The 25,572-nt window shown below is 32.0% G+C and carries 22 protein-coding genes and 1 pseudogene; 1 reads left to right on the top strand and 22 read right to left on the bottom strand.

All coding sequences use genetic code 11. The features are described 5' to 3' along the window. Position 1 precedes the first annotated feature (1 nt). The 7 genes from BX659_RS07995 to BX659_RS07965 form a co-directional block, all read right to left on the bottom strand. Entirely contained in the window at positions 2-313 is a 312-nt protein-coding gene (locus BX659_RS07995) for a hypothetical protein (RefSeq protein ID WP_097017933.1), read from the bottom strand. 18 nt (positions 314-331) lie between these two features. Beyond that, a complete protein-coding gene (locus BX659_RS07990) occupies positions 332-619 on the bottom strand; it encodes an acylphosphatase (RefSeq protein ID WP_097017932.1) in 288 nt (95 codons plus the stop codon). Positions 620-1,592: 973 nt separating this feature from the next. Then, positions 1,593-1,955 carry a response regulator gene (locus tag BX659_RS07985; RefSeq protein WP_068717113.1) on the bottom strand — a complete coding sequence of 121 codons (363 nt, stop codon included), beginning with the start codon at positions 1,953-1,955 and terminating at the stop codon, positions 1,593-1,595. A gap of 159 nt (positions 1,956-2,114) precedes the next feature. Continuing rightward, the gene (locus BX659_RS07980) at positions 2,115-2,645 is read right to left on the bottom strand and encodes a Holliday junction resolvase RecU (protein ID WP_097017931.1); all 531 of its coding nucleotides are present in this window, start codon (positions 2,643-2,645) and stop codon (positions 2,115-2,117) included. Beyond that, positions 2,646-2,864, bottom strand: coding sequence for a hypothetical protein (locus tag BX659_RS07975; protein WP_097017930.1), 219 nt, complete (start codon positions 2,862-2,864; stop codon positions 2,646-2,648). 319 nt (positions 2,865-3,183) lie between these two features. Continuing rightward, a complete protein-coding gene (locus BX659_RS07970) occupies positions 3,184-4,761 on the bottom strand; it encodes a YncE family protein (RefSeq protein WP_097017929.1) in 1,578 nt (525 codons plus the stop codon). A gap of 139 nt (positions 4,762-4,900) precedes the next feature. Next, positions 4,901-5,800, bottom strand: a complete 900-nt coding sequence (locus BX659_RS07965; protein WP_097017928.1) for a cation diffusion facilitator family transporter — start codon at positions 5,798-5,800, stop codon at positions 4,901-4,903. 725 nt (positions 5,801-6,525) lie between these two features. On the opposite strand from BX659_RS07965, the gene murB reads away from it, so the two are divergent. Beyond that, entirely contained in the window at positions 6,526-7,443 is a 918-nt protein-coding gene (gene murB / locus BX659_RS07960; RefSeq protein WP_097017927.1) for a UDP-N-acetylmuramate dehydrogenase, read from the top strand. 24 nt (positions 7,444-7,467) lie between these two features. Here the strand turns inward: murB and BX659_RS07955 are convergent, their stop codons facing one another. The 15 genes and pseudogenes from BX659_RS07955 to BX659_RS07890 all read right to left on the bottom strand — a co-directional run bounded on the left by BX659_RS07955 (position 7,468) and on the right by BX659_RS07890 (position 25,339). Then, on the bottom strand, positions 7,468-8,139 hold the full coding sequence (locus BX659_RS07955; protein WP_097017926.1) for a glycosyltransferase family 2 protein: 672 nt from the start codon (positions 8,137-8,139) through the stop codon (positions 7,468-7,470). A gap of 101 nt (positions 8,140-8,240) precedes the next feature. Continuing rightward, positions 8,241-9,353, bottom strand: coding sequence for a S1C family serine protease (locus BX659_RS07950; RefSeq protein ID WP_097017925.1), 1,113 nt, complete (start codon positions 9,351-9,353; stop codon positions 8,241-8,243). A gap of 401 nt (positions 9,354-9,754) precedes the next feature. Continuing rightward, positions 9,755-11,197, bottom strand: coding sequence for a sensor histidine kinase (locus BX659_RS07945; protein WP_097017924.1), 1,443 nt, complete (start codon positions 11,195-11,197; stop codon positions 9,755-9,757). Then, positions 11,175-11,867 (bottom strand): response regulator transcription factor, encoded by a 693-nt coding sequence (locus tag BX659_RS07940; protein WP_097017923.1) that lies wholly within the window; start codon positions 11,865-11,867, stop codon positions 11,175-11,177. Before BX659_RS07940 ends, BX659_RS07945 begins: the two co-directional genes overlap by 23 nt. Before the next feature lie 85 nt (positions 11,868-11,952). Then, positions 11,953-12,432 (bottom strand): CBO0543 family protein, encoded by a 480-nt coding sequence (locus tag BX659_RS07935; protein WP_253250728.1) that lies wholly within the window; start codon positions 12,430-12,432, stop codon positions 11,953-11,955. Between the two features lie 140 nt (positions 12,433-12,572). Beyond that, on the bottom strand, positions 12,573-14,012 hold the full coding sequence (locus BX659_RS07930) for a TrkH family potassium uptake protein (RefSeq protein WP_097017922.1): 1,440 nt from the start codon (positions 14,010-14,012) through the stop codon (positions 12,573-12,575). A gap of 106 nt (positions 14,013-14,118) precedes the next feature. Then, entirely contained in the window at positions 14,119-15,480 is a 1,362-nt protein-coding gene (gene trkA, locus BX659_RS07925; RefSeq protein ID WP_097017921.1) for a Trk system potassium transporter TrkA, read from the bottom strand. A 67-nt stretch (positions 15,481-15,547) separates the two neighbouring features. Beyond that, positions 15,548-15,982, bottom strand: a complete 435-nt coding sequence (locus tag BX659_RS07920) for a hypothetical protein (protein WP_097017920.1) — start codon at positions 15,980-15,982, stop codon at positions 15,548-15,550. 281 nt (positions 15,983-16,263) lie between these two features. Further along, positions 16,264-18,471, bottom strand: coding sequence for a peptidase domain-containing ABC transporter (locus tag BX659_RS07915; protein WP_097017919.1), 2,208 nt, complete (start codon positions 18,469-18,471; stop codon positions 16,264-16,266). Between the two features lie 207 nt (positions 18,472-18,678). After that, positions 18,679-19,091: pseudogene (gene tnpA / locus BX659_RS19670) on the bottom strand (IS200/IS605 family transposase). 72 nt (positions 19,092-19,163) lie between these two features. Continuing rightward, positions 19,164-19,331: a hypothetical protein gene (locus tag BX659_RS18985; RefSeq protein WP_181186430.1), complete on the bottom strand. Its 168-nt coding sequence runs from the start codon at positions 19,329-19,331 to the stop codon at positions 19,164-19,166. Between the two features lie 304 nt (positions 19,332-19,635). Further along, on the bottom strand, positions 19,636-21,300 hold the full coding sequence (locus tag BX659_RS07905) for a transglutaminase-like domain-containing protein (protein WP_097017918.1): 1,665 nt from the start codon (positions 21,298-21,300) through the stop codon (positions 19,636-19,638). 499 nt (positions 21,301-21,799) lie between these two features. After that, a complete protein-coding gene (locus BX659_RS07900; RefSeq protein ID WP_097017917.1) occupies positions 21,800-24,157 on the bottom strand; it encodes an ankyrin repeat domain-containing protein in 2,358 nt (785 codons plus the stop codon). A gap of 129 nt (positions 24,158-24,286) precedes the next feature. After that, on the bottom strand, positions 24,287-24,598 hold the full coding sequence (locus BX659_RS07895; protein ID WP_097017916.1) for a hypothetical protein: 312 nt from the start codon (positions 24,596-24,598) through the stop codon (positions 24,287-24,289). A gap of 288 nt (positions 24,599-24,886) precedes the next feature. Then, complete coding sequence (locus BX659_RS07890) at positions 24,887-25,339, bottom strand: type II toxin-antitoxin system RatA family toxin (RefSeq protein ID WP_097017915.1); 453 nt, start codon at positions 25,337-25,339, stop codon at positions 24,887-24,889. Positions 25,340-25,572 lie beyond the last annotated feature (233 nt).

Here is a 25,572-nt window from a genome sequence, read left to right as displayed (position 1 = left end):
ATTAATTTTGAGAACTATCCTCATCAATAATAAATTCTCCACCAGCTAATTCACTATTAATACTATTAAGCCGCTTATCAAACTCTACTCTCATAGTAATACTCTGATAGCACCCTGGACAGACCAAATTTTTATCAATTAAGTAAGCCCAGTCTCCTGCTCCATAATTACTCTGCAAATCATAATTTTTTCTGAAATAAGAATCAATCTGCTCTCCACATTTGTTACACCTTACATGTATATCAATTAAATCTTTACTAGTTCCAGTATCATTAAATAAAAAAAGCTTCTTTATCTTTGAAAAAAGCCCCATTATTATCACCTCTATCTCTTAATACTTAATAGAGAACCTGATAAATTCATCGGTTGCTTCTATCCATTCAACTTCACATGCTTCAATCTCCGCACCAGAAGGTCCTTCCTCTAAGAATTCTATCAATTCTTCTAAAGCCTCTTCCTTTCCTTCTGCAACAAGTTCTATTTCTCTACCCTGAACGCTGCGTATGTATCCAGTAATACCTAACTGAGTAGCTTTCTTATGAGTGTTAGCTCTATAACCTACCCCTTGAATCCTTCCCTTAACAACTACCTTGATTGCTTTTAAATCACTATTAGGCATAAATTAAAATTCCCCCTACTATTAAAAATTAATTATTTTTGACAAAGTCGTAACTTATATTAGATAAAGCTAAAGATTCCCCTCCTTAATTATGACTTTCGATAAATAAGTATATATCCCTTTTTATCATCAAAAAATTTTATATCACATATAATTAAAAGATATAAAATAGTAACTTTAATAAAGACATTAATGAAAACAAATTACATATCATCTTTAAAAATTAATTAATCTAACTATACATTATCCACTTAATTTAATCTTTATACTAAATATATTAAAGGTAAAGTGAAAACTAATGCTACTAATACTATTAATTGCAAATATATAATAAGAGAATTAACTCAGTCTTTAGAGTATTATTTTCAAAGTGCTTATCAAAGAAAGTTCATTATTATGATTAAGTTATCTCGGTTAATTTATGCATTTAAATTAAAATTTAACAACTATATTCCACTTATTTAATTATAGAACACGATTAATCTGAATATATTAAGTCTGTTACTTACTATCTTTAAAATTTACAATACAGACATAAAAACCAGTTAACCTTTAAAGATTAACTGGTTTTTCTAATAAGATTATATCTAGAGATATCTCGTGAACCTCACCACCTAAATTAAAAATTTAGATGGAGCTTCGCTATACTTTATATACTCAAAAAAAGTATATTACTAGTAGCTTTTTAGTGAAGTTTGTAGTTTAAGTTTCCTCTACAAGTGTAGATTACCTTATTCACTAGGGGCTGTCCACAAACCCATTATCCCTCATAGCATCTGGTCTTGCACGAAAGGTTGATAGACCTGTAGGTATGCTATTCTGGGAATACATTGGTATTACGATAACCTGAATATTTTACACAAATAGGGTTTAGTAACCCATGTTCTCAATTAAATAAATTTATATCTTTTTAAGAATATAACTTTAGAATAAATCCTTTATTAATTGGAAAAATCGAAGAAAATGAGATTGATTAACCTATTAATTTAGCCAAAGTCTCTTTAACTTTTTCTGGCTTAATAGGCTTTACTATAAAGTCCTTTGCTCCAGCTTCAATAGCTTCTAACACCATAGGTTTTTGCCCCATAGCACTACATACTACAATCTTAGCATTTGGATCTACTGCCATAATACCCTTAGTAGCTTCAATACCATCCATGCCAGGCATAGTGATATCCATAGTTACCAAATCAGGCTTTAATTCTTTATATTTTTGAATTGCCACCTCTCCATTCTCTGCAGTTCCTACTACTTCATAACCATTCTCCTCAACTATCTTAGCAAGCATCGTTCTCATAAAGTTCGCATCATCAGTAATTAATATTTTCTTTCCCATCTTTATCCCTCCTAAAATCCTCTACACATAATATAGTTATTATATTCTAAATTGTACAAGTTATTTTACTTAATTATTTTTGGACAACCATATATATTTTATTACACCTAATTGAAAAAATCAAGATTATAAATAGATTTAATCAATAATCCTTCTATTCTAACCCTCTTTAGCAGTTAGATACTCTTCTACAGCCCTTAAATAATCTAAAAAAATCAATCCTCTACTCCCTATCTGATAACTTTCTTGCACAATTTTCTTATAAGGAATACTCTTACGCCCTCCAGCTAACATCTTAGTCCAGTATTCATCTAATAACTCAAAAGGAAGATAATAACTCTCATTTAAATTTGCAAAATGGATAATCAAAAATCCTACACCGCCATTCTCAACCCAATTCTTCAAAAAATAATATTGATGTTCTTTAACATTACTTAAATCTAACCTAGTATCAACATTTGTCTCTTTAGCATCAAAAGCGATTGGAACTCCTTTAAATACACCAATATAATCAACTGTAGATTTCTTCTCGTAAAAACCATTCTTAATCTTTCCCGTCCTTGAATCAATATTTAAGACTTTAACTGGAGTAGGTATCTTCTGAATTACTCCCATCTGTTGTAGTGAATATTGTTGATTAGATTCTTCAATCATCTCCTCTAATAATTGTCCACGACTACCATAATACACCTATAATATCCTCCTTAATAAATGAGCTACTACTCTAACACCAAACCAAATAACTGCTACTACCACTAATAACTTAACTAGCCTATCCCAAAACTTCATTAAAGAAGACAGTACAAACTCATATAAAGATTTTTTACTACCACTGCGAATATACAAGACAATTATACTGATAATTATAACAGCTATTCCAATTAATAGTTTAACTAATTCTTCGTCCATTATTTCACCTCTTAACCTTAATTCTATAAATAATAGTTATTTCCTTGCTACAAAGTATACATGTATTTAATAAATTATAACTAACAGCTAATAAGATAAATAACTCTAAAATGAAACCCAATGAGATATTGTGACATTTTAAGATTAAGTATAAGTCTAAGAAAAGCATTAAGGCTATATGTTTTACTCAAACTTAGTCTTATACTTAGACTCAAATTATCGCACTCTATATAACGACACATTTAAATTTCACTCTAAAATTGAACAACATTGACAATTGGGTAAGGGGTAAGCAATAGTTAATTATCCTAGTCTTATGTTATTCATAATCAATGACAACTATGTTATTTTTTGTTAATTCACTTGATGATGTAAGTAAGTAAATCTGCTTATTCTCAATATCTAAATCTATCCGATATATATAATTCTTTAATGATATTTTATCTACAAGGGTATTATCTTTAGTAGAGAAGGTACAGATACTCTTATCATCACAGACTATAAATAACAAACCATTCTGATTATCTAATACAAAATCTCTAGGATATGAAGCTGTACTAAGGACTTCTTTGAAATTTTGATTAAAATCCTCATCTATCCCAATAACCTTGACATAATCGGGATATTCACCGATTATATAAAGCAACTCTTCTTCTGATAGCTTAGCTAAAATAAATTTCTTAATAGACAAAATACCCAAATTACTAATAGGCTGAGATAAATTGTCTAAAGAATAAATTAAAACATCACCAAAACTATCATCTATTAATAGATATTTATCCCTGATAAAGGCTATCCTCTCTCCAGAGAGCAATCTCCCTTTCCTACTTAACTTAATTTTATTTTCAATCTTCTTCTCTTTGATATTAAACTTTAAGAGATTATACTCTCCCTTAAGGCTTAAATAAAGGTAGTCTTCATTTATAGCTATGTCCATTATCTTCTCATCAAAATTATATTTATGAATCTGCCAAGTAAGTAGGTCAATCTCTACTAGCTCTTTACTCTCTGGAGAGAAAGAGAAGATAGAATTATTATCTCTACTCAACAGCAACTTATTAGGGATAATATCCAATTGTACTCTTTTGATTATCTCTTCTCTTTGACTATCTAAAACCAATAACTGCTCTTGACTCTTATTGCTGATATAAAATCTAGATCTAATAGGATCCTTGATGATATCTACCAAATTCTCTTCAATTGAAATCTCTTTAGTCCCTGTTGACCAAGTTTTAATTATTCTTTCATTACTTAAAGAGAAATAACCCAATCGATTGATTACCATAATTTGATAGGTATAATGTTGATCACTTGCAACTTCATAATCAACATAGGAGGTTGACCTGGGGTTCTCTATTTCTGCAATAACCTCTAACTTATTATCTATATAAAGATTATTACTTCGCAGAATTTTATAAGCATAAAAGTCATCCTTAGGATAAGGCGACCAGCTAATTTGAACACCTGATTCTACAGACTTATTTTCCACCTCTTTTAAAAAGACCTTATCAGGATAATTTCCTCTAACAGCAAAGGGAAATTTATAGTTAATTTCTTCGTCCTTATCCCTATTATTAATTACCCTGACATTAATATAATAATCACCTGGTATCTGTGGGGTCAGATAAGTAATCGTATTTTTATCTTTAGATATTATCTCTCCCCCATTACAAGACCATTGATAGACCACATCCTGTTCAAAACCTTCAACCAACAGATCTTCAGCCAACTTGACAGTAAAATCTACTTTGGTATTTCCTATAAAATAGCCAGCCTTATTATAGAATTCAGAGCCAATTAGAAAATCTTCTATAACTAAAGAATCCTTACATCCAGCTAAAACTAGCATAATTGTAATTAATAAAAGTATAAGTTTATCTCTACTTATCAATTCCATTAATTTTACCTACTCCTATCAATAATTTTAGTTCTTTTAATAACTTACTTTGCTTAATGTGGATGGTATTCGGTTAATGAGTATATTATATCAGTTTTAATGCTAAGATAATAAGTTATTTTAAATCTTATATCTATTATTATCCAGAGTTATTGCTACCTTTATAAACACTTTCAGGGTCAATATGTACAAGTACCTCTTCAACACTAGGATGCAACTCTTTAATCTTATCCCTGACTTTAACAGCCACCTTATGTCCTTCTACAACGGTCAAATCATCTGCTACTACCACCTCTAAATCTACAAAAAAACGCGGACCATAAGACCTTAATTTAATATCACCAATATCAATAATATTGTCCAAGCTCTCAATTTGATCCTTTATCTCTTCCATCTTATCCTGACTAGGAACAGCATCCATCAATTCATCAATAGCATCAAGCAATACTTCAAAGCCTAACTTGATAATAAATAATGCTACTACCAATCCAGCTAAAGGATCTAGAACTGGATAACCCAAAAGAGCCCCACCTGCCCCAATTAAAGCAGCTATAGAAGAGAAAGCATCTGATCTGTGGTGGTGGGCATCAGCCATGATAGCTTTACTATCAATCATCCTTCCTACCTTTATAGTATATCTATACAGCAATTCCTTGGATATTATTGAAAGTATAGCTACCCATAGAACCAACTTACCTGGTATAGCAATCTCTGCTGAAAAAATGTTTTCTAGTGCCCCCTTGGCTAAGCCAAAACCTGTTAAGATTAAAATAATACCCAATATTTTTGTCCCAATAGACTCAGCCTTCCCATGACCATAGGGATGCTCTTTATCTGGAGGAAGCTCAGAAATCTTCATGCTAAACATCACTACCAGTGTAGAAGCAATGTCAGATACTGAATGAAAACCATCAGCAACTAAAGCCTTACTTCTAAATAGAAATCCCACTATAATTTTAGCAATTGCTAAGGCAATATTTACTATCAGTCCAACAACACTGACCCTTTTACTTAAGTTATATCTATTTTCAGCTTTCATCTTCTCACCCCATTGAATGAAATTACAGTTAAAATTTATGAAATCATATTTGCAAAATCAAATATATCTTGTTCATTCATCTGAGATTTTATACTAAAAGAATATTTAACAGAAGATATCTAAAAAATTAGAAGAGTGGCTATAAATCTCCTGTTTAACCTTTAAGATATCATATTTAAATTTTTTTATCAATATCTTAATAACTTTTATCGAACATTATTTGTATTAACTGATTTTATAAGAATAAATTCAAGATTATCAATAAACCAGATTTTAAACTAAAAGTACTAGAATACCTACACTACCTTAGCGAGATAATATATATAAACCCAAATAAATTCCAACGCTTTAAGATTAAGCCTAAGTATAACATCAGAGCTATACTTTCTGGTTTACTTAAACTTAATCTTAATTAAAATTCAACTCACATAATCTATCATTTTAAACATAAACAGATATCCTAGAGCATCTCTATTAATAATACTATTCTTTTTGGAATATTTGGTTATAGAAAAGAAATATGATAAAATAGATGTATTGTTTTAAAGCTCAATTGATTCTCAATTTAGTTGATTATAAATGTCCAATTGAAACTTATAATATTTTAATCTTTTGACTTGTTACTCGTTACTCGTTACTGTCATCCAACCTAACATTAATCTAAATTTCTTTTTAAAGTTGGATGACTATCTCTTGATTAACTTTTGAAGGAGGTTTTTATTCCTATGTTTATAAATGAAAAGCTTAAGGATAAACTTAAAGATATTTGTGGCTTTAATGTGAAATTTGATGAACCACTAAAAGAGTATACTACCTTTAAAATAGGTGGACCTGCCGATATACTGGTAATACCTAATAGTATTAAAGAGTTAAAAGAGGTACTTATCACTATCCAGGATATAGATATCCCTTTCTTTATCCTAGGAAAGGGTAGTAATGTCATAGTTGGTGATAGAGGATTTAGAGGGATAGTTATTAATACTGAAAAGCTAAACCATATTAAAGTAGAAGGAAAAGAGATAATTTCAGAAACAGGGATACTTCTAGCAGATGTATCTGATAAGGCTTTAGAAGTAGGTCTAACAGGTTTAGAGTTTGCTAGTGGTATCCCAGGTAGCTTAGGTGGAGCAATTTATATGAATGCTGGTGCTTATGGTGGCATGATTGAAGATGTGATCACAGAGGTAAGATGTTTAAGTTATCAGGGAGAAGAGCTCACCCTATCTAAAGAAGAGCTAAAACTATCTTATCGCCATAGTATCTTACAGGATGAACCATTGATTGCTGTTGAAGCAAGAATCTCTCTAGACTACGGAAATAAAAAAGAGATTAAAGCCAAAATAGATGATTTGACCGATAAGCGCTGGACCAAACAGCCCATGGAGATGCCCAGTGCAGGTAGTATCTTTAAAAGACCAGAAAACTACTATGCTAGTGCATTAATTGATGAGGCTGGACTCAAAGGAACTAGAGTTGGTGAAGCCGAAGTCTCTAAAAAGCATGCAGGCTTTATTGTAAATCTTGGTAATGCTAGTGCAGAAGATGTTAAGAATTTAATCAAATTAGTTCAAGATGAAATCTATCAGAAAAATGGTGTCAAATTAGAGGTAGAACCAAGATTTATTGGAGAGTTTATAAAATAAATGGGGAGGCTTTAGCCTCCCCATTTATTTTATAGTAGAGCTCAGACTATGATAACTTAAATTATTTCTCTTAAAATATTCAAAGACCTCCCAATACATCTTTAAACGGGAGATTATCCCCTTAATAAAGCCTCTCTTCTCCTCCTTCATTCTATGGGTTAACCCTTCTAAAAAGACCTTTTCTACCTTTAGCTCTTGTTCTATAGCCAATTTGGTTAAATACAGTTCAGCCCCAAATTTAGAGTCCCTTAATTCTTCATAAGAATTGACCAAACCTCTTCTCAAAGCTCTCTGTCCTGTCAGATATGGAGTCAATCTTTGAGCAAAATCGGTATTCTCTCTCCCTCCTGAGAATAGACCACAGCTCATATCAGCCCTTCCTTCTATAAGCGGTGTAAGTAAATTTTTAATATGCTCTTCTCTTAAGCTAACAAGATCAGCATCTAAAAATAGTATTATTTCTGAAAGTGTATTCTTCATCCCAATAGTCATAGCTGCTCCCTTTCCTAAGTTTTTTGGTAAAGCGATAGTCTTAACATCATACTCTAATGCCTTTTTAGCAGTACCATCCTCTGAACCATCACTGACTACAACTATCTCATTAAATAAATTACTCTTCTGTGCTACTTCTATCACTTCTCCAATCGTCTCTACCTCATTATAAGCTGGTATAATTAATGCTATATCTTCATCCAAAATAACTCACCCCTTATAAAGCTTTATAAAAATAAAAGAAGCCCCTTCTTAAGTAGAAGGAACCTCTTCAATTAAGTTTAAACTTATCTCCAATAAAATTATTATTCCGTCTTCAACTCTTCTAAAGTAACGGTAACAGGTTTTAAGTTCTTATCATTATCCATAATCAATAACTCCAATTTAGCACCTATTCCCTTTTTATTGATTATCTCTTTTAAGTCACTCATATCACCAATCTTCTGGTGATCTGCTTCAACAATGATATCATTATGGGATAAACCAGCTTTATCAGCAGGACTATCCATAATTACCCTAGCAATTAAGACCCCTTGCGCTACTGGTAAACTATAATAATTGATAATCTCATCAGTCAATTTAGTACCATAGATACCAAGCCATGGTCTTTTAACCTTACCATATTTGATTAAATCATCGATAATCTCTTTGGCTTGATTGATAGGAATAGCAAAACCAATACCTTGGGCATCACCAATGATTGCTGTATTGATTCCTACTACCTTACCTTGACTATCCAATAAAGGCCCTCCACTATTGCCAGGATTGATTGAAGCATCTGTCTGGATTAAATTCTCTAAAATCCCATGCTTTCCTGCTCTAATCTCTCTACCTAAAGCACTGACTACACCAGTTGTGACTGTATTACTAAACTCTATACCATAAGGGCTACCAATAGCAATAGTCAACTGCCCTGCTACTAGCTTATCAGAATCTCCCAAATGGGCTACTGGTAAATCTTCACCCTCAATCTTAACTACAGCTAAGTCATTTCTAGGGTCTGCACCTACCACCTCTGCTGAGAATTTACGACCATCAGAGAGTAAGACCTTAATCTTATCAGCACCATCAATCACATGATTATTTGTTAGGATATACCCTTCTTTATCGATAATTACACCAGAACCAAGTCCCTCCTTCTCTTGAGGAACTGGATTGTAAAAGAAGTCCCGTACAATTTCAACATCTCTGGTCACAATACTGACTACAGCAGGACCTACCTGCTTAACTGCCCTCTTAACAGCCTCTTCTTGAGGAACAACAATCTTATTTATAGTAGCTTTTTGAGAATTATCTTCCTGCTTGTTATCATTCCAAAAAGCACTTGCTGTAGAATCATTAAGTACTACACTTCCTATTAAAATACCAATTAAAAATAACCCAGTATAAAACAATATACTCTTTTTAGTCTGTTTCATCTTAATTCCCTCCTTACCTTTTGATTATATTATAAAGGCAAGTTTTTACGAAATTATGACATAAGGTAAAAAAAGTTAAATTTCGAAAATTTCCCCCTTCGAGTTTCAAGAAACTCTCCGTGATAATAAAGTTTCTCAAAAAATGAAACTTTATTTATTCCTAACATACCTAAATTAAGAATATAACAAAAATTAATAGGCTAAATTTCGAAAATTTCCCCCTTCGAGTTTCAAGAAACTCTCCGTGATAATAAAGTTTCTCAAAAAATGAAACTTTATTTATTCCTAACATACCTAAATTAAGAATATAACAAAAATTAATAGGCTAAATTTCGAAAATTTCCCCCTTCGAGTTTCAAGAAACTCTCCGTGATAATAAAGTTTCTCAAAAAAATGAAACTTTATTTATCTGCTACTAGTAAGCTAAAGATAAAAGTAGATCCTTTGCCAAGCTCACTTTCTACCCAGACCTCACCTTGATGATGGCGAATAATCTCTCTAACAATAGATAATCCTAAACCAGTCCCACCTCTATCTCTAGTCCTAGCCTTATCAACCTTGTGAAATCTATTCCAAATATTATTTAGCTCTTCTACTGGAATTCCTGGTCCCGTATCCTTAATCATCACAAGAACCTCATCATCTTCTCTTTTAGAGATTACCTTTATCGTCTCACCCTGTGGAGTAAAATCGATAGCATTACTGATCAGATTAATCAAGACCTGCTCAATTCTATCCCTATCTGCAAAAACCAAAGGCAGATCATCTGCTAGCTCAATCACTATTCTTAACTCCTTATCTTTAATCTTAGGCATTAAATTTCTAATTGAGTTCTTGATTATCCCCTTTAAATCTAAAATCTCCATCTCCATCTTAATCTGCCCTAACTCTATTTGGGATAAATCCAATAGATCATTTACTAGTCTAATCAACCGCTTTACCTCTGATAGAATAATCTGGTAATACTCCTCCTTGTCCTGCTCACTTTCATATACTCCATCTCTTAATGCCTTGACAAACCCCTGTATCGAGGTTAAAGGGGTCCTTAATTCATGAGAAACATCAGCTACAAACCTCCGCTGCTGCTCTTCTTTTTCCTGAAGTGAAGCTATAGTCTCCTGTAATTTATCGGCTAGATAATTAAAAGATTGGGCCAATTGACCAACTTCATCCTCAGACTCAATTACTACCCTCTCATCAAAATCACCATGAGCCATATTAAGAGAAATCTTTTGCATCCTTTTTAATGGTCGTGAAAAGCTCTTAGATAAGGTAAAACTCAAAATCAAAGTCAAAATAATAGCTATCAAAGCAGCATATAATACTAGCCTTCTCAAATCATTTAAAGTGGAACCGATTCCTGCTAAGGGGGAGTAGACAAAGACCGCCCCGACCACCTTATTGGCAAAATTAATAGGTACTGCCACAAATAATACAGGCTCTCCAAAATAATAAGAAAAGCCTCTCTTCTTAACTATCTTCCCTTGAAATACCTGTTTAACCTCATTCTTATTTAATCTAACACCCTGTAATTCCTTCTGTTGTGTGGTTACTAAAATAAGCCCTTTAGAGTCAACTATCCAGACATTTCCTTCAAAAAAACGCTGTGAATCCCTCAAAAAAAAGAGAGTCTCATCATAATTTCCTTCATAAAGGGAGCGCTGTAATAACGCAGCTATCTTATTACCTTGATCTATAAACTTCTTTTCAGTACTCCCATAATAATAGTTTTGAAAGAGATAGGATAGTGATATCGCTAAAATAAATAGTGTTACCAAAATAATTATAGTAAATCTAATCATTAACTTTCCAGATATGGTATCAATGCTCCTTAACAGTTTCAAATTTGTAGCCTACCCCCCATACTGTATGAAAATACTTATAATCTTCTAGCTGTTCATCAACCTTCTTTCTTAATCTTTTGATGTGGGTATCTACAGTCCTAATATCACCGATAAAGTCAAATCCCCATACTCTATCTAGCAACTGCTCTCTACTAAAGACCTGCTTCTCATGCTTGGCTAAAAAATAGAGTAGATCATACTCCTTTGGAGCCAGCTCTAACACTTCTCCCTTCAGGGTAACTAAATGCCTCTTATTATCAATCTTTAAGTTAGGATAGGCTATTAGCTCTTTACCTTTACTTATATCTCCAACCCTTCTTAAGATTGCTTTTACCCTTGCTACCAACTCATCAGGATCAAAGGGCTTAGTTACATAATCATCAGCACCTATCTCTAGCCCCTTTAACTTATCATCCTTCTCCCCTTTTGCCGTTAACATTAAAATAGGAACATTAGATTCCTTTCTAATCTCATTACATACCTCCCAGCCATTCATCTTAGGTAACATTATATCTAGAATGAGTAACTGAGGATTCTCCTCATAAAATTTATTAATAGCCTCTTGCCCATCATTGGCTATAATCACCTTGTACTCTTCTTTCTTTAAATAAATCTCCATCAATCTACATAAATTTTTATCATCATCAACTACTAAAATCTTATTTTGCATATGTATCCCCCTATACTACATGGTTTCCATTTATTATATTTAAGTTTATTATATACAAGGCATAGCTTTTTGGCAAAAGGACTTTTTAAAAGATACTATCAAACTCCCTCTTCCAATCATTTAGCCATAAATGAAAACCTAACCAGATAAACCAAGTAAAAAACCATAATATATAGGAGTGATACCAGTGGTATGAACCATGATAAGCTAATATACTTGTCCTTCTCTCTATCAAAACCTCTACTACAGTTAGCACGCTTGTCCAAGTAAATGCCCATAGCAACTTCTCTTTAAACTTTAGTGGACAATATCTAACCCAAAACATCGCCATTATTGGTACCACAATCACATTTACAGGTACAGAGATATCCCTTATTAAAGGTAAGATCTTATGATGATATCCCCATAAATTAAAGTAAATAGCAATATAACACCAAATATCAGCATAAAAACTAGCAAACAAGCCAACAGGGACATACTTCTTCATCCCATCTCTCTTCCAGATTAAAGCTATAATTGCCAATGAGATTGAACCATATTGAATTAATCCTTCTACAATAGTCATAGTTTATCATCCTTTTATAATAAGGTTCTAAGATTTATTCTATACCAATTACTTAATTTTATTATGAGATGTTAAAAAGGGAACTACAGAACGTTCCCTATAAGTACACAAATTATACTTAGCATCTAATAAAAATAAGGTTATTTTCTCCAAAATCCTGATAGTAAGAATACCAAAACAGTATATATCTCTAATCTTCCTAAAATCATACAAAAGCTTAATAATAATTTACAGACTATCGGTAGAGGAACATAGGTATTCAAGGGTCCAATCAATCCTAAACCTGGCCCAATATTGCCCAAGGTTGCCGCCACTGCTGAAATTGAACTGATTAAATCTATTCCAAAGGAGGTCAAAATCACCGTTGAAATAACAAATACAATCACATATAAAAAAAAGAAACCTAAAATACTGGTAGATACCTCTTCAGATACAGCCCGATTTCCTATCTTCAAGGAAGTAACTGCTCGAGGATGAATTAGCTTATATAACTCTTGAAAGCCTTTCTTCATCAGAGCATAGATTCTAATTACCTTAATCCCACCAGCCGTTGAGCCAGCACAACCACCGATAAACATCAGGATAAGCAATATCCCCCTAGAGAAGGGTGGCCAAATATCATAATCTACTGTAGCAAATCCTGCAGTACTGATAATTGAAGTAACCTGAAAAGCAGCATAATTTAAGGATTCAGCCAATGAACGATAGACCTGAAACCTCAAATTGATAGTAATTAAGATAATAGCAGATACTACTATACAGGTATAAAACCTCAACTCCTTATCTTTAAATATGGACTTAAAGTTACCAGTTAAGAATTGATAATGCAAGGTCAGATTGACCCCTGCTAAGAACATGAATACAGCCATAATCCATTCTATTACTGTACTATTATAAGCCTTAACACTCAAAGTTCTAGAAGAGAAGCCACCACTGGAAATAGTCCCAAAGGAGTGAATTATCGCATCAAAAAAGGGCATGTCATTCATTACCAATAAGATAGTCTGTACAGTAGTAATCACTAGATATACTACCCATAAGGTCTTGGCTGTCTCTCTGATTCTAGGTTTTAGCCTATCATGCACTGGTCCAGGAGCCTCTGCTTTAAATAATTGCATCGAACCAGCCAACTCTGGTAAGATAGCAATAGACATCACAATTATCCCCATCCCACCTAACCAATGCATCCAGCTTCTCCAAAATAGAATTGTATGGGATAAACTCTCTAAGGACATAATCACCGTTGCCCCTGTAGTAGTAAAACCACTAACACTCTCAAAAAAAGCATCGACAAAGTTATCAAAGACTCCTGCTAACATAAATGGGATTGCGCCAAAGATAGAGATAGCTATCCAGCCTAAAGTAACAACTGCAAATCCCTCTCGATGCCTAATCTCTTCATCACTCTCTGTTGCTCTGCTTAAAATTCGCCCAACACTGATTGTAAAGCCCATAGTCACAATAAAGGCTACTCCATCGACCTCTTTATAATATAAAGCCACTAAGATAGGTACCAACATACTAACTCCAATAAATATTAACAGAGTTCCTAGCATATTAAAAACAATCTTTAATCTCATTTAATCACCCCCCAATAAAAAAAGTAACAAGTAACGAGTGACCAGTAACAAGAAAAAATTCTACTAGTTATTCATTACCTGTAAATTGTTACTAAGCAATAAAACATTATTTAAAATACTCCTTAATATCACCTTTAGCAGCCAAAGACAATACCACCAGCTTATCACCACGCTCTAGTCTACTCTCTCCTCTAGGGATAATTGCACTCTTATCCCTTTTGATTAAAGCTACAATTAAGTCAGAGGGTAACTCTAAATTAGCAAGCTTGGTAGATTTCTTAACTGTGATCTCTGATATATTCACTTGCCCTTCAAAGATTGTATTATTTCCAACTTGTCCCTGATAGAAATAATCTAGAATGGTATCTACTACACTGGCTGAAGGGCTGATAATATGATCTATATCTGAGAGATCTGTTAAATATGTATAGTTAATATCCTTTACCACTGCAATCGAATTCTTCACTCCTAACTTCTTAGCCAGATTAGCCATTAACATATTGGCCTCGTCACTCTCTCCTGCTGCTATAAAAGCATCTGATTTAGCTACACCCTCCTCCTTTAATAAATCTATATCAGTCCCTCTCCCCTCCAATATCAATGTATCAACCAAGTTTTCAGCCAGCTCTTCACATCTTCTTCTATCCTCTTCAACGATAGTCACTACAGAATTTTTTGAAAAGTGCTCTGCCAACTGATAATTTATCTCTCCACCTCCAACTAATACTATCTTCTCTTTATCATTAGAATGATAGCTAACAAGTTGTGCTAGTTTACCCTTAAAACCCTTCTGACAGATAATAAAGACTGTATCTCCAGGATAAATCTTATCCCTTCCCTTAGGGATAATCACCCTTCCTTTTCTCAAAATAGCCAATATCAATGAGTCCTCAGGTAGTTTCAGATTCTCTAGATTATTATAAGCAAAGCTACTTTGGTGGGAGATATTGAATTTCGATATCTGTACTCGCTTATCCATAAAGTTATCAATCTCTAGCTCCATTCCTGGTCTGATTAAACCTTTAATTCTTTTAATCACTTTTGCAAAAGGATTGACCACCAAATCTAATTTAAAATCTTGATGCTGTATCTTATAATCTAAGTTTCTTAGTTCTTTAACTTGCACAACTACCTTGGCAATCCCCAAACTCTTAGCATAAATTCCTGCCAATAAATTCTCATAATCATTATCAGTAATCGCAATCAAGAGGTTAGTCTTATCTGTAATAACCTCCTTTAACAGTGATACATCTGTCCCTTTTCCCTTCAAAGCTAAGACATCCACCCTCTCTTGAATCTGCTTTAAATAATGGTCATCCTCTTCAATCACCACTATATCCCCCCCTGTTTTAATCAAGGGTTCGGCAAGCTGTACACTAACTTCATTTCCTCCAATAATAATTATCTGTTTATTAGAATTAGCAAGGCCAGTAGTTGCTCTCTTAAGCTTAGTTACTACCTCTTTCATAATAATCTATCCCTTCTAAGTTATTACTACTATCAATTTATGCTAGATAAAGAGAGAAAATAACCAATTACTCGCTGACCTTTACTCTACAACTCTTACCTTCCCACAAAGTCTCTTCTACCTCTATTTGATGTTCATGATTTAAAGCAATTAACATCCCTTCTATTGGGTCTAAGCAATAAATATTACAGGGCGGCTGTGCTCCTACCTTCTTAGCCATAGCAGCTAACTTACAACTGTTAGCCTCTGCCAAAAATCCTTTCTCATCTTCTTTGATTTCCCAGAGAGTATAATTAAATAGCTCTGAAATTTTAGTAAAGACCTCTTTAGGACTCTTTGCTCCAAAATTTTTTGCCTTCTGAGCTCCAAATAAAATCTGCTCCTTTCTTCTCTTATCAGTTACCTCTTCTAAAATTCCTTCCCTACTAAAACGAAGTAGAGAGTCAACTAGAGCACCTGCATAAGCAAATTCAAGAAATCTAATTTTCTCTTCTAAATTCACAATACCACTCCCTAATATCCTGTTATATTTATAGTTATGATTGGCTAAAGATAATTATATTGATATTTTTTACATTTATTGATTTGTTCATTCTGATATGTAGATAATCATAATAACAAATTGTATTAGTAAAAATAAAAAAAGATGGCTCTATAGAATTCAGAAACCATCTATTAAATGTACATTATTTTTTATCCAATTGTCTGCTTTTTATAAATTGCTTTAAAAATCAGCTTCTATCTCTAATATTTACATTCCCTAAGAATTAATCATCTTTAAACTCATGATACAGCCTCAACTGATTCAGTTCCTTCTAGAGTTTGCCCTTCCCATAATTTATAATATTTACCTCTTTCTTTGATTAAATCATAATGATTACCTTGTTCTAGCACCTTACCATCTTCTAAAACAACAATCTTATCACAACTTTTTATAGTACTTAAACGATGTGCTATAATTATTGTAGTAATTCCTCTACTTACTTCATTAATAGTCTTATGTATTGCCCTTTCAGTTGTAGTGTCCAAATTACTCGTTGCTTCATCAAGAATTAAAATATCAGGATTTCTTAAAATAGCTCTAGCAATAGCAATCCTCTGCCTTTGTCCTCCTGATAAATCTGATCCTCTTTCTCCTATCTTAGTTTCATATCTTAAAGGCAACTTATTTATAAACTGATGAGCTTGTGCTTTTTGGGCAGCATCTACTATATCTTCCATACTGACATCTTTTAATCCAAAAGCTATATTCTCCCTTACTGTACCACTAAATAAGAATACATCTTGAGGTATATAACCAATCCTTCCTCTTAAACTATCTAAACTTATATCCTTTATATTGTAATCGTCAATAAATATATCCCCTTTTTCTGGTAAATAGTATTTTAATAATAATTTGGCAAGGGTTGTCTTCCCAGAACCGCTCTCTCCTACTAAAGCTATTTTTTCTCCAGATTTTATATCTAAATTGATATTCTTTAATACTTTTTCCCTAGTTCCATACTTAAAATCAAGTTTTTTTATTTTAATATTTCCTTGAAATTTATCTTTAATCAATTTCCTATTTTCATCATCTATCTCACTCTCTAAATCTAAAATTTCTCCAAGTCTATCTCCAGCTACAATAGCTTTTTGTAACATTGGTTGTAAGCCGATTAAACTTTTAAGTGGTCCTAAAAAATTGCCCACTAAAGCATTAAACGTCATTAACTGCCCAATACTCAAATTTCCTTTTATCACTTCTGAAGACCCAACCCATAAAATTAATAAACTACTACAAGTACCTAAAATACCATGTAAAACACCTTGTATATTGCTAGCTATACTAGCCTTAAACCCAGTCTTAACCCTCTTAATAAATCTTTTTTCTGTTTCTAAATTAGCATTAAACTCCGCATTAAATGCTTTAATGGTAGCAGCACCAGAGATCGATTCCACTAAATAAGAATTTAATTCTGCACTCTCTTCCATTCTTCTTCTATGAATCTTACGGAAGTATTTACTAAAAATAAAGATAAGAGTAACATAAATAGGCAGATGGAGCAGAGTTAATAGAAAAAGTTTTCCATTTTGAAGGTATAAAATAATACCTCCAAAGATAACTAAAAGACTATCAATCAAAACTGTAAAAGTAGCATTAGAAATGGCTGAACGAATCATTCCAGCATCAGTCAATCTTGATAGTATCTCTCCTACCTTTCTGGAATCAAAAAAAGAAAGTGGTAAATTTAGCACATGCTTATAATAATTCATAATCAAAGAGATATTCATTTTATTACTTAAATAAAGTAACAAATGACTTCGAAATGCATTGAGGAAAATATTAAATATTTTTAATGATAATACTCCTAATGTAAAAATATTTAATGTATTCTTTAAACCATTCCCTAAAATGTCGTCAATTAAAAATTTAAAGTAAAAAGTCCCTGCTAAACTTAATCCTGTATAGAGCATACAAGCTAAAAATATCTCTATTATTAACTTTTTATGGGCGAATAAAATAGGTGAAAAACGTTCAAATAATCCTATAGTTTCATCACCTTTTTTAAAGCGTTGATCCGGTGTTATTAAAATTAATACTCCTGACCAAATTTCATAAAAATCTTCTAAACTATAAACTTCTATTCCTTTAGCTGGATCGGCTATTACTACATCCTCTTCAGTTATTTCATAAATTACTACATAATGCAGTAGGCTATCTATTATTACATGAGCTACTGCAGGAAGAGTAAATTCATTTTTCAATGCTTTAGGCTCAACCCTAACTCCTTTAGCCTTAAAACCTAGTTCATCTGCAGCCTTAATCATTCCTAAAATATTAGTTCCTTGTTTGTCTGTACAAGCTGCTTCTCTGATTTTAGTAATAGGAATCTTTAAGCCATAATATTTTGCAATCATGGCTAAACAAGCTGCTCCACAATCAGTTGTATCATGTTGTTTGATGCATATGTACTTTTTAAATTTTCTAACAATATTTTTATATAATCTCATTGTTCATCACCCATTAATTTAATAATTAATTTAGTCCGACAGCATATTTGGTGATTATAAATTTTAAAGTTATTATTTAGTTCATTTTTAAGCTTTTATTGGTATTAATCCATGGATAAATTTAACGGCTACCGCCTAAAAATCGCATTTAGCCCAAATCTCGCTAATGGACTATAAATAAAGCTATCTATAAACTAATGACTATACTCATTCTTCTATTTTGAATATATCATCTATATTCTCTAATCCTTGATTTTCAATATAATTCTTTATAGTTTCTTCAGTTACACTTCCTACTGTTACACAAAAATATTCTCTTGCTCAAAAATGCTGTCCCTAATATTTCTTTTTTAAATATGGAAATTCTTCCTGTATCAATCTTGATGACCTTCCCTTTAAATATTAAACTATTTTACTTGGAAGACATGATATTAATGTATGGTCTCTTCCTATGCTTTCTCGAACTACTTTAATATTTCTACCTTCACAACTTTGTCTTATTAATTGTCTTAATCTCATTGATATATTTTTACTAAGAACCTTGTATCTATATTTTGTTACCATGCTAAATTATACTTTATATCATATATCGCATGACTTTTTTTCTTATAGTCAACCATACTAATCATCTCTTTGATAAATAGCATGTGATTTATTACAATATTTTAAAATTTTAAAATATATAAATCATTCTATTTTTGTAGTTCTACTACTAAATTACTGCTAACAATTTGAAACTTAGTCATTAAACCATTGTCTGTAATATATACTTTTACATTTCTATTATCAAAATAACAAATCCACCCTGCTACAAATTTATTCTCAAATTCTATTTTAGAAGGAACTAATTCAAATTTCATATTTGTAAAATTAAAGTTACCACCAACATTATTTAGCTCAACAAAAAAACTGTACTTACTTTTGTACTTTCATTTGATAATTTTTTTATAATACTTGCTAATAACAAACTCAATTGAGAGTACCAATCTTTATCAATCTGAATAATACCTTCACCAATTGAAGTAAATTCTTTACTTCCATGATTATTTCCTACACTATATTTAAGTTTAATTTCTTTTCCATAATTAATATTAAAAAGATAATCTTTCCTTTTAAATTGATAAATTTTAGTATAACCCTCAGCATAACCAGCCTGGTTAAAAACTAATTTAGTTTTATAGGATTTTTTTCATTATTATTAAATTCTTCTAATAATATAGGCTTATTATTCTTTCTAATTAACTTTGACTTATAACTGCCAATTTCTTGACTATCTTGCTTTACAATATAACTTCTAGTTTTATTAAAATCACCTACTACAGAAAAATTTATCTTTCTATTTACTACTACTGCACTTGCAGGAGAGTAATTTAACACCTTTATTTCGGGAACTTTATCAAAATTATATATATATCCATTACCAGTATTGAACAAATAAGCGATATGAGATGCATCTACAAACTCGAACTGCCCTTGAGTAGGGTCTAAAGGTATCCAACCATCTTTACCAAGATAAACTTCAATCCAAGCATGGGATACAAATGCATTATATTTTAGATCATACGAAAATCCACGTATAACACGAGCTGGTATATTAACTGCACGACATAAAGCAACTACTAATAATGCTTTTTCAGCACATAAACCATACCCTTTCCTTAAGGTTTCTAAAGCTGTTAATTCTTGAGTATCTTTGTATTTAATATTTTTATATACCCATTTAGCAATTGCTTTAGATGCATTCCAAGTAGTTGTAATTTCTTCAGTTATTTCTTTAGCCTTATTTCTAATTTCTAAAGAATTAACTTCGATATTAGGAGTAGAATTAAGATATTGTTTAAGATTCCCTTGCCAAACTTTATTTAATGGAAAAGGTATATTTTTGCTTGAAATATACTCTTTAGCATTTATAATTAATTCTCCATAAAATCCTTTTTCATCTGCTCTTCCCTTAAAAGATTGTCTTGTTGAATTAAGGTAATTATTATCATCAACCTCAAAGGGCATTTTAACTTTTAAATTTAATCTAGATAACTTATTCTTATACAAAAATAAAACATTACTTGGAATTATAGAAAATTTAGTTACATCTAATGCTTTAATCTTGTCTTTATGGATATTTCCTGAAGTTACAGTTACTTTGCTTTCTTTAAAGAACATTTTTGCTAATCTGTTATGAATATTATCAATAAAAATCTTATCTCCTTGTCCACTAACCAGAAATATTAAATTAGTCTTATCTTTAACTGTTAATCTTTTTAAATAAAATGAATTAAGTAGATATTTATTTATAGAATTTTCTCTGATAAATTTAAGTTCTTTATCTTCTTTTAACAAGTTATTTTGAACTAAACTATCAATGATCCAAGTCTTATATAAGTAACATGGTTTATCTACCTTAATTACCTGCTCTTTTTTCTTATCTTTTTTTCTATTTACAATATTGATCATATAACTATTTTGATTAAAATACATATGAATGCACTCAGATAACTTATCATTTTCTAAGGTATTTGACCGATAGTCAAGCAGAGTAAAATCAGAAGCTAACCTTGCTTTAATTTTAGTTTTGTATTCTGTTATAACATAATCTCCCCCTGACATTTTCTGTCTTAGAAAATATATCTCTTCCCCGCTAACAATCCATTCTATTTCATCATCCTTATTAATTATACAATTCATCTCGAATCTCTGAAATCCATATGTTTGTTTACCTATTTTAAGTAGATAGTTTAATTTAAATTCATTATTTTTCTTAGCTTCGATATGTATAGATAAAAAAATTAGAATCACTAATATTAATAGAACTATCTTTGTGTTTTTATACATAATCAATTCTCCTCATTATAAAAAATAATGGAAAAATATAGTTTAGCCTAAATGGCGAGTTACATTTTCAGCCCAAGACTACTTCCCATGGGGCGTCCTTGATGAAAAAGTAACCAAACCTAAGGGTTCATTCTTAAATTTATTACGGAAGGTTTTTTATTAAAAAACCTGTAGGGAACCCTTCGTGATAAATCTAATCAAAAAGAAAATATACCTAGGAGTCTAAAGAACAGACTCTTCGTGGCAGAGCCCACTCACCTAGCAATCGGAGTACTAACTATTGTCATTAATAAGATTCTTTATTTGAAATTTAATAAAGCTCTAAGTTTCAGCTCAATTTTTGCTTTGTTCAAATAAAAATTTTCTTAGGTTTTACAGACCTTAACTGTCCCTACGTGTCTAAATTCATGTAAACTACCGTCAACTGTTAACTGTATACTAATGTAAAAATTATCACAATATCTATCTATTGTGATAATTTTTACATTATCTAGCTCAATCACTCAATATATTGCTTTAATATTTTGATAGCCTCAGAGTTTTTCATCTTCTCTGCTAAATCTAGAGCAGTAGTGCCATCATCTTTAGTGGCATTTACATCTGCCCCTGCTTTTATTAAAAATTCTAGCAACTCTGGCTTCCCATTATATGCTGCTGCCATTATAGCTGTTCCACCTTCATTATTTTTAGCATTGACATCTGCTCCTTTTTCCACTAAAAATTTAGCTACTTCTAAATTTCCATCATATGCTGCCCCCATTAAAGCAGTTATACCATCCTTTTCACTACCATTAACATCTGCTCCTGCTTCTATCATAAGCTTTACTATTTCTAAGCTTCCTCCCTGTGTTGCCGACATTAATGCTGTCCAGCCATCTTTATCTGCAACATTAACATCTGCTCCTTTGTTTACTAATAATTTGGATACTTCTATATTTCGGCTATAAGCTGCTAACATTAATGCAGTTACACCATCATCTCTTTTGGCATTAACATCTGCTCCTGATTTTACTAGTAACTTAGCTATTTCTAAATTACCTCCATGAGATGCTTCCATTAATGCTGTCCATCCATTTTTCATTATAGCATTAACATCTGCTCCCTCTGCCACTAAAAACTTTACTATTTCTAAATTCCCCTTATCAGCTACTTCTATTAGTGCTGTCCGTCCATTTTTCATTATAGCATTTATATCTGCTCCTGCTTTTACCAAAAATTTGGCTACTTCTAAGTTCCCCTCTTTGCTTGCTTCCATTAATGCTGTCCATCCATCTTTCATTGTAGCATTTATATCTGCTCCTGCTTCTACTAATAATTTTACTATTTTTAAATTTCCCTTATTAGATGCTTGCATTAATGCCGTTATACCATCATTTGTTCTAGCATTAACATCTACTCCTGCTTTTACCATTAATTTGACTACTTCTAAGTTCCCCTCTTTAGCTGCTAACATTAAAGCAGTTCCACCATCAGCTCTTTTTACATTAACATCTGCTCCCATTTCTATCAATAATTTAGCTACTTCTATATTTTCTTGATCAACTGCTGACATTAATGCTGTCCAGCCCTCTCCATCTGTAGCATTTATATCTGCTCCTGCTTCTATTAATAATTTTACTATTTTTAAATTTCCCTTATTAGATGCTAGCATTAATGCCGTTATACCATCATTTGTTCTAGCATTTACATCTGCTCCTGCTTCTATTAATAATTCTGCTATTTCTAAACTCCCTTCTTGAGCGGCTAACATTAATGCTGTATCGCCACTGTCTTTTTTTGCATTAATATTTGCTCCCATTTCTATCAATAATTTAGCTACTTCTATATTTCCTTTATCAACTGCTTCCATTAATGCAGTTAGACCATCCTTCTCACTAACATTAACATCTGTTGCTGCTTCTATCAATAATTTGGCTACTTCTAAACTTCCGCCCTGAGCTGCTGACATTAATGCTGTCCATCCCTCTTTATCTGTAGCATTTACATCTGCTCCTGCTTTTATTAATAATTTAGATACTTCTAAGTTCCCCTTATAAGCTGCTGCTATTAATGCCGTTTTACCATCATTTTTTCTAACATTAACCTTAGCTCCTTCTTTTACTAAAAATTTTGCTAATTCTATATTTCCTTTATGTGCTGCTACCATTAAAGCAGTTAGACCATCCTTCTCGCTAACATTAACATCTGCTCCTTCTTTTACTAAAAATTCTGCTACTTTTATATTTTCTTTATATGCTGCTAACATTAAAGCAGTTCCACCATCAGCAGCACTTTTTGCATTTACATCTGCTCCTGCTTCTACTAATAATTTGGCTACTTCTAAATTTCCTCTCTGAGTTGCTGCCATTAATGCTGTTAGACTGTCATCATTGCTAGCATTAACATCCGCTCCTGCTTCTATTAATGATTGTGCTATTTCTAGACTTCCTTCTTGAGCGGCTAACATCAATGCTGTATGACCTTTATTTGTTGTAGCATTAACTTTAGCTCCTTGTTTTATTAAAAATTTTGCTACTTCTAAATTTCCTTCATTAGATGCTATCATTAATGCAGTTCCACCATCATCCCTTTTTGCATTTACATCTGCTCCATTATTCACTGCTATCTTTATCTCTTCAAAGCTTGCTTCTTGGCAAAAATTCACAAAATCAGTGAAGGCATTGGGATGCTTAACCAGCAACTCTATCTTCTTTTCAGACCAGTCAGGGTGATTTTCATACATCAAGATAGCCCTTTTAATTTCACTTTTGCTCCAGTTAGGATGAGCAGTTTCAAGCATTTCCTCCTTGGCTGATTGGCAACCTGTTAATAATAAAAATAATAATATGATTACTAATTGCTTATAATTTTTTCTCATGTTAAAGTTCCTCTCTTTTATAATTTTTAATTATATACTCAAAGCCAACAAGTAGGATGATTTCATCCTACTTGTTGATAATTTGTATGAAATATATGAATATATCTTCCCGCTTACTCTAAATACAAACTAAAAAGATATCGTATGCATAATTCTTGTAGCCCAATTACCATCTTCATCTGCTGCTGCTTCAGCCTTAAACCCTCCTTTGGAATATGTCGCCTTAATCCTATCATTTTCATCACTCCTGTGTTCAACTCCTATACCCACTTTACTACCATCCTCATTCTCGTGTGTGAATGTAACACCAGCCTTCTCGTTTTTCTCGCCACCCATATCTTCCATATCTTCTCTTTCGTAAGTTAGATGAAGTTCATTATTACCACCATTAATCATCATAGACTCATCATTTTCTAATTCCACATACTTTAATTTTCTCACAGTTTTTCACCCTTTTCTTTTAAATTATATAATTAACATTTTACTCCTCGAGAAGCACTAATCATATATTACCATAATTGTTTCTATTTGTATACTGTACGATAGTACAAATTTTTGCTCTATTTTCACTTATGACTATACTATAGTATAAACTTTATGAAGTTTTATCTCAAAAGTTATACGATAGTATAGTTTTAAGTGACCATTAATTAATAATAAAAAAAGAACCCCCATAGCAATATAACTAGCCAAGGAAGTTCTCTTAATAATATAGTATTTACTTCTATATCAGCTTATTTTCTCCACTCCATCCTCTACTTTCTCCTTAATAGCAGTCAACATATTGATAGTATTTTGACTGACCTTCTTCTTTAGAATTGGATTTAGCAAGGGAGCTAACATCGGAATCCCAAATTCAAAGTCTACCGTTAAGGTAACCTCTGTTCCTTGATTAGTAGCTTCTAATCTCCACTCACCTTCAAACTTCTTTAAATCTCCACTTAACTGTTTATAGATAATCTGATACTCATCATCATTAAAGTAATCTCTTTCTGTCCAGCATAGCTTTCTTCCTTCAATATCAGTTACCCATCTTGTAACAGTTGTGTGATTATTCCTCTCTACTACCTCTACCTTAAGTACATCGGGCATAAATTTAGGATAGGACTCCATGTCCTTAACCAATTCATAGATTTTATCCCTTGTACTCTCTATCATAATATTCTCTTCTACATATGGCACCTTTAACTCATCTCCTGTTTTTATTAAATTTTGATAAAATATCGTTTAATGGAATTATTGCAACACTTTTTTACTTTAAAAGTAAGCAAAATTATTAAAACCTTTTTCGGAAAAGCTTATCAGCTTTTTTCCGAGTTACTCTTACCTAAAAGTTTGTTATAATAAAGTTAAGCAAGCAAGATGGATAGCGAGTTACTAGGCAATAAGCCTCTACAAAAGTCTTTCACTTGCTT

This window comes from Orenia metallireducens (assembly GCF_003001995.1).
Taxonomy (GTDB): Bacteria; Bacillota; Halanaerobiia; order Halobacteroidales; family Halobacteroidaceae; genus Orenia; species Orenia metallireducens_B.
The sequence above is the reverse complement of the archived record's forward strand: the minus strand, read 5'-3'. Positions and strand labels throughout refer to the sequence as shown.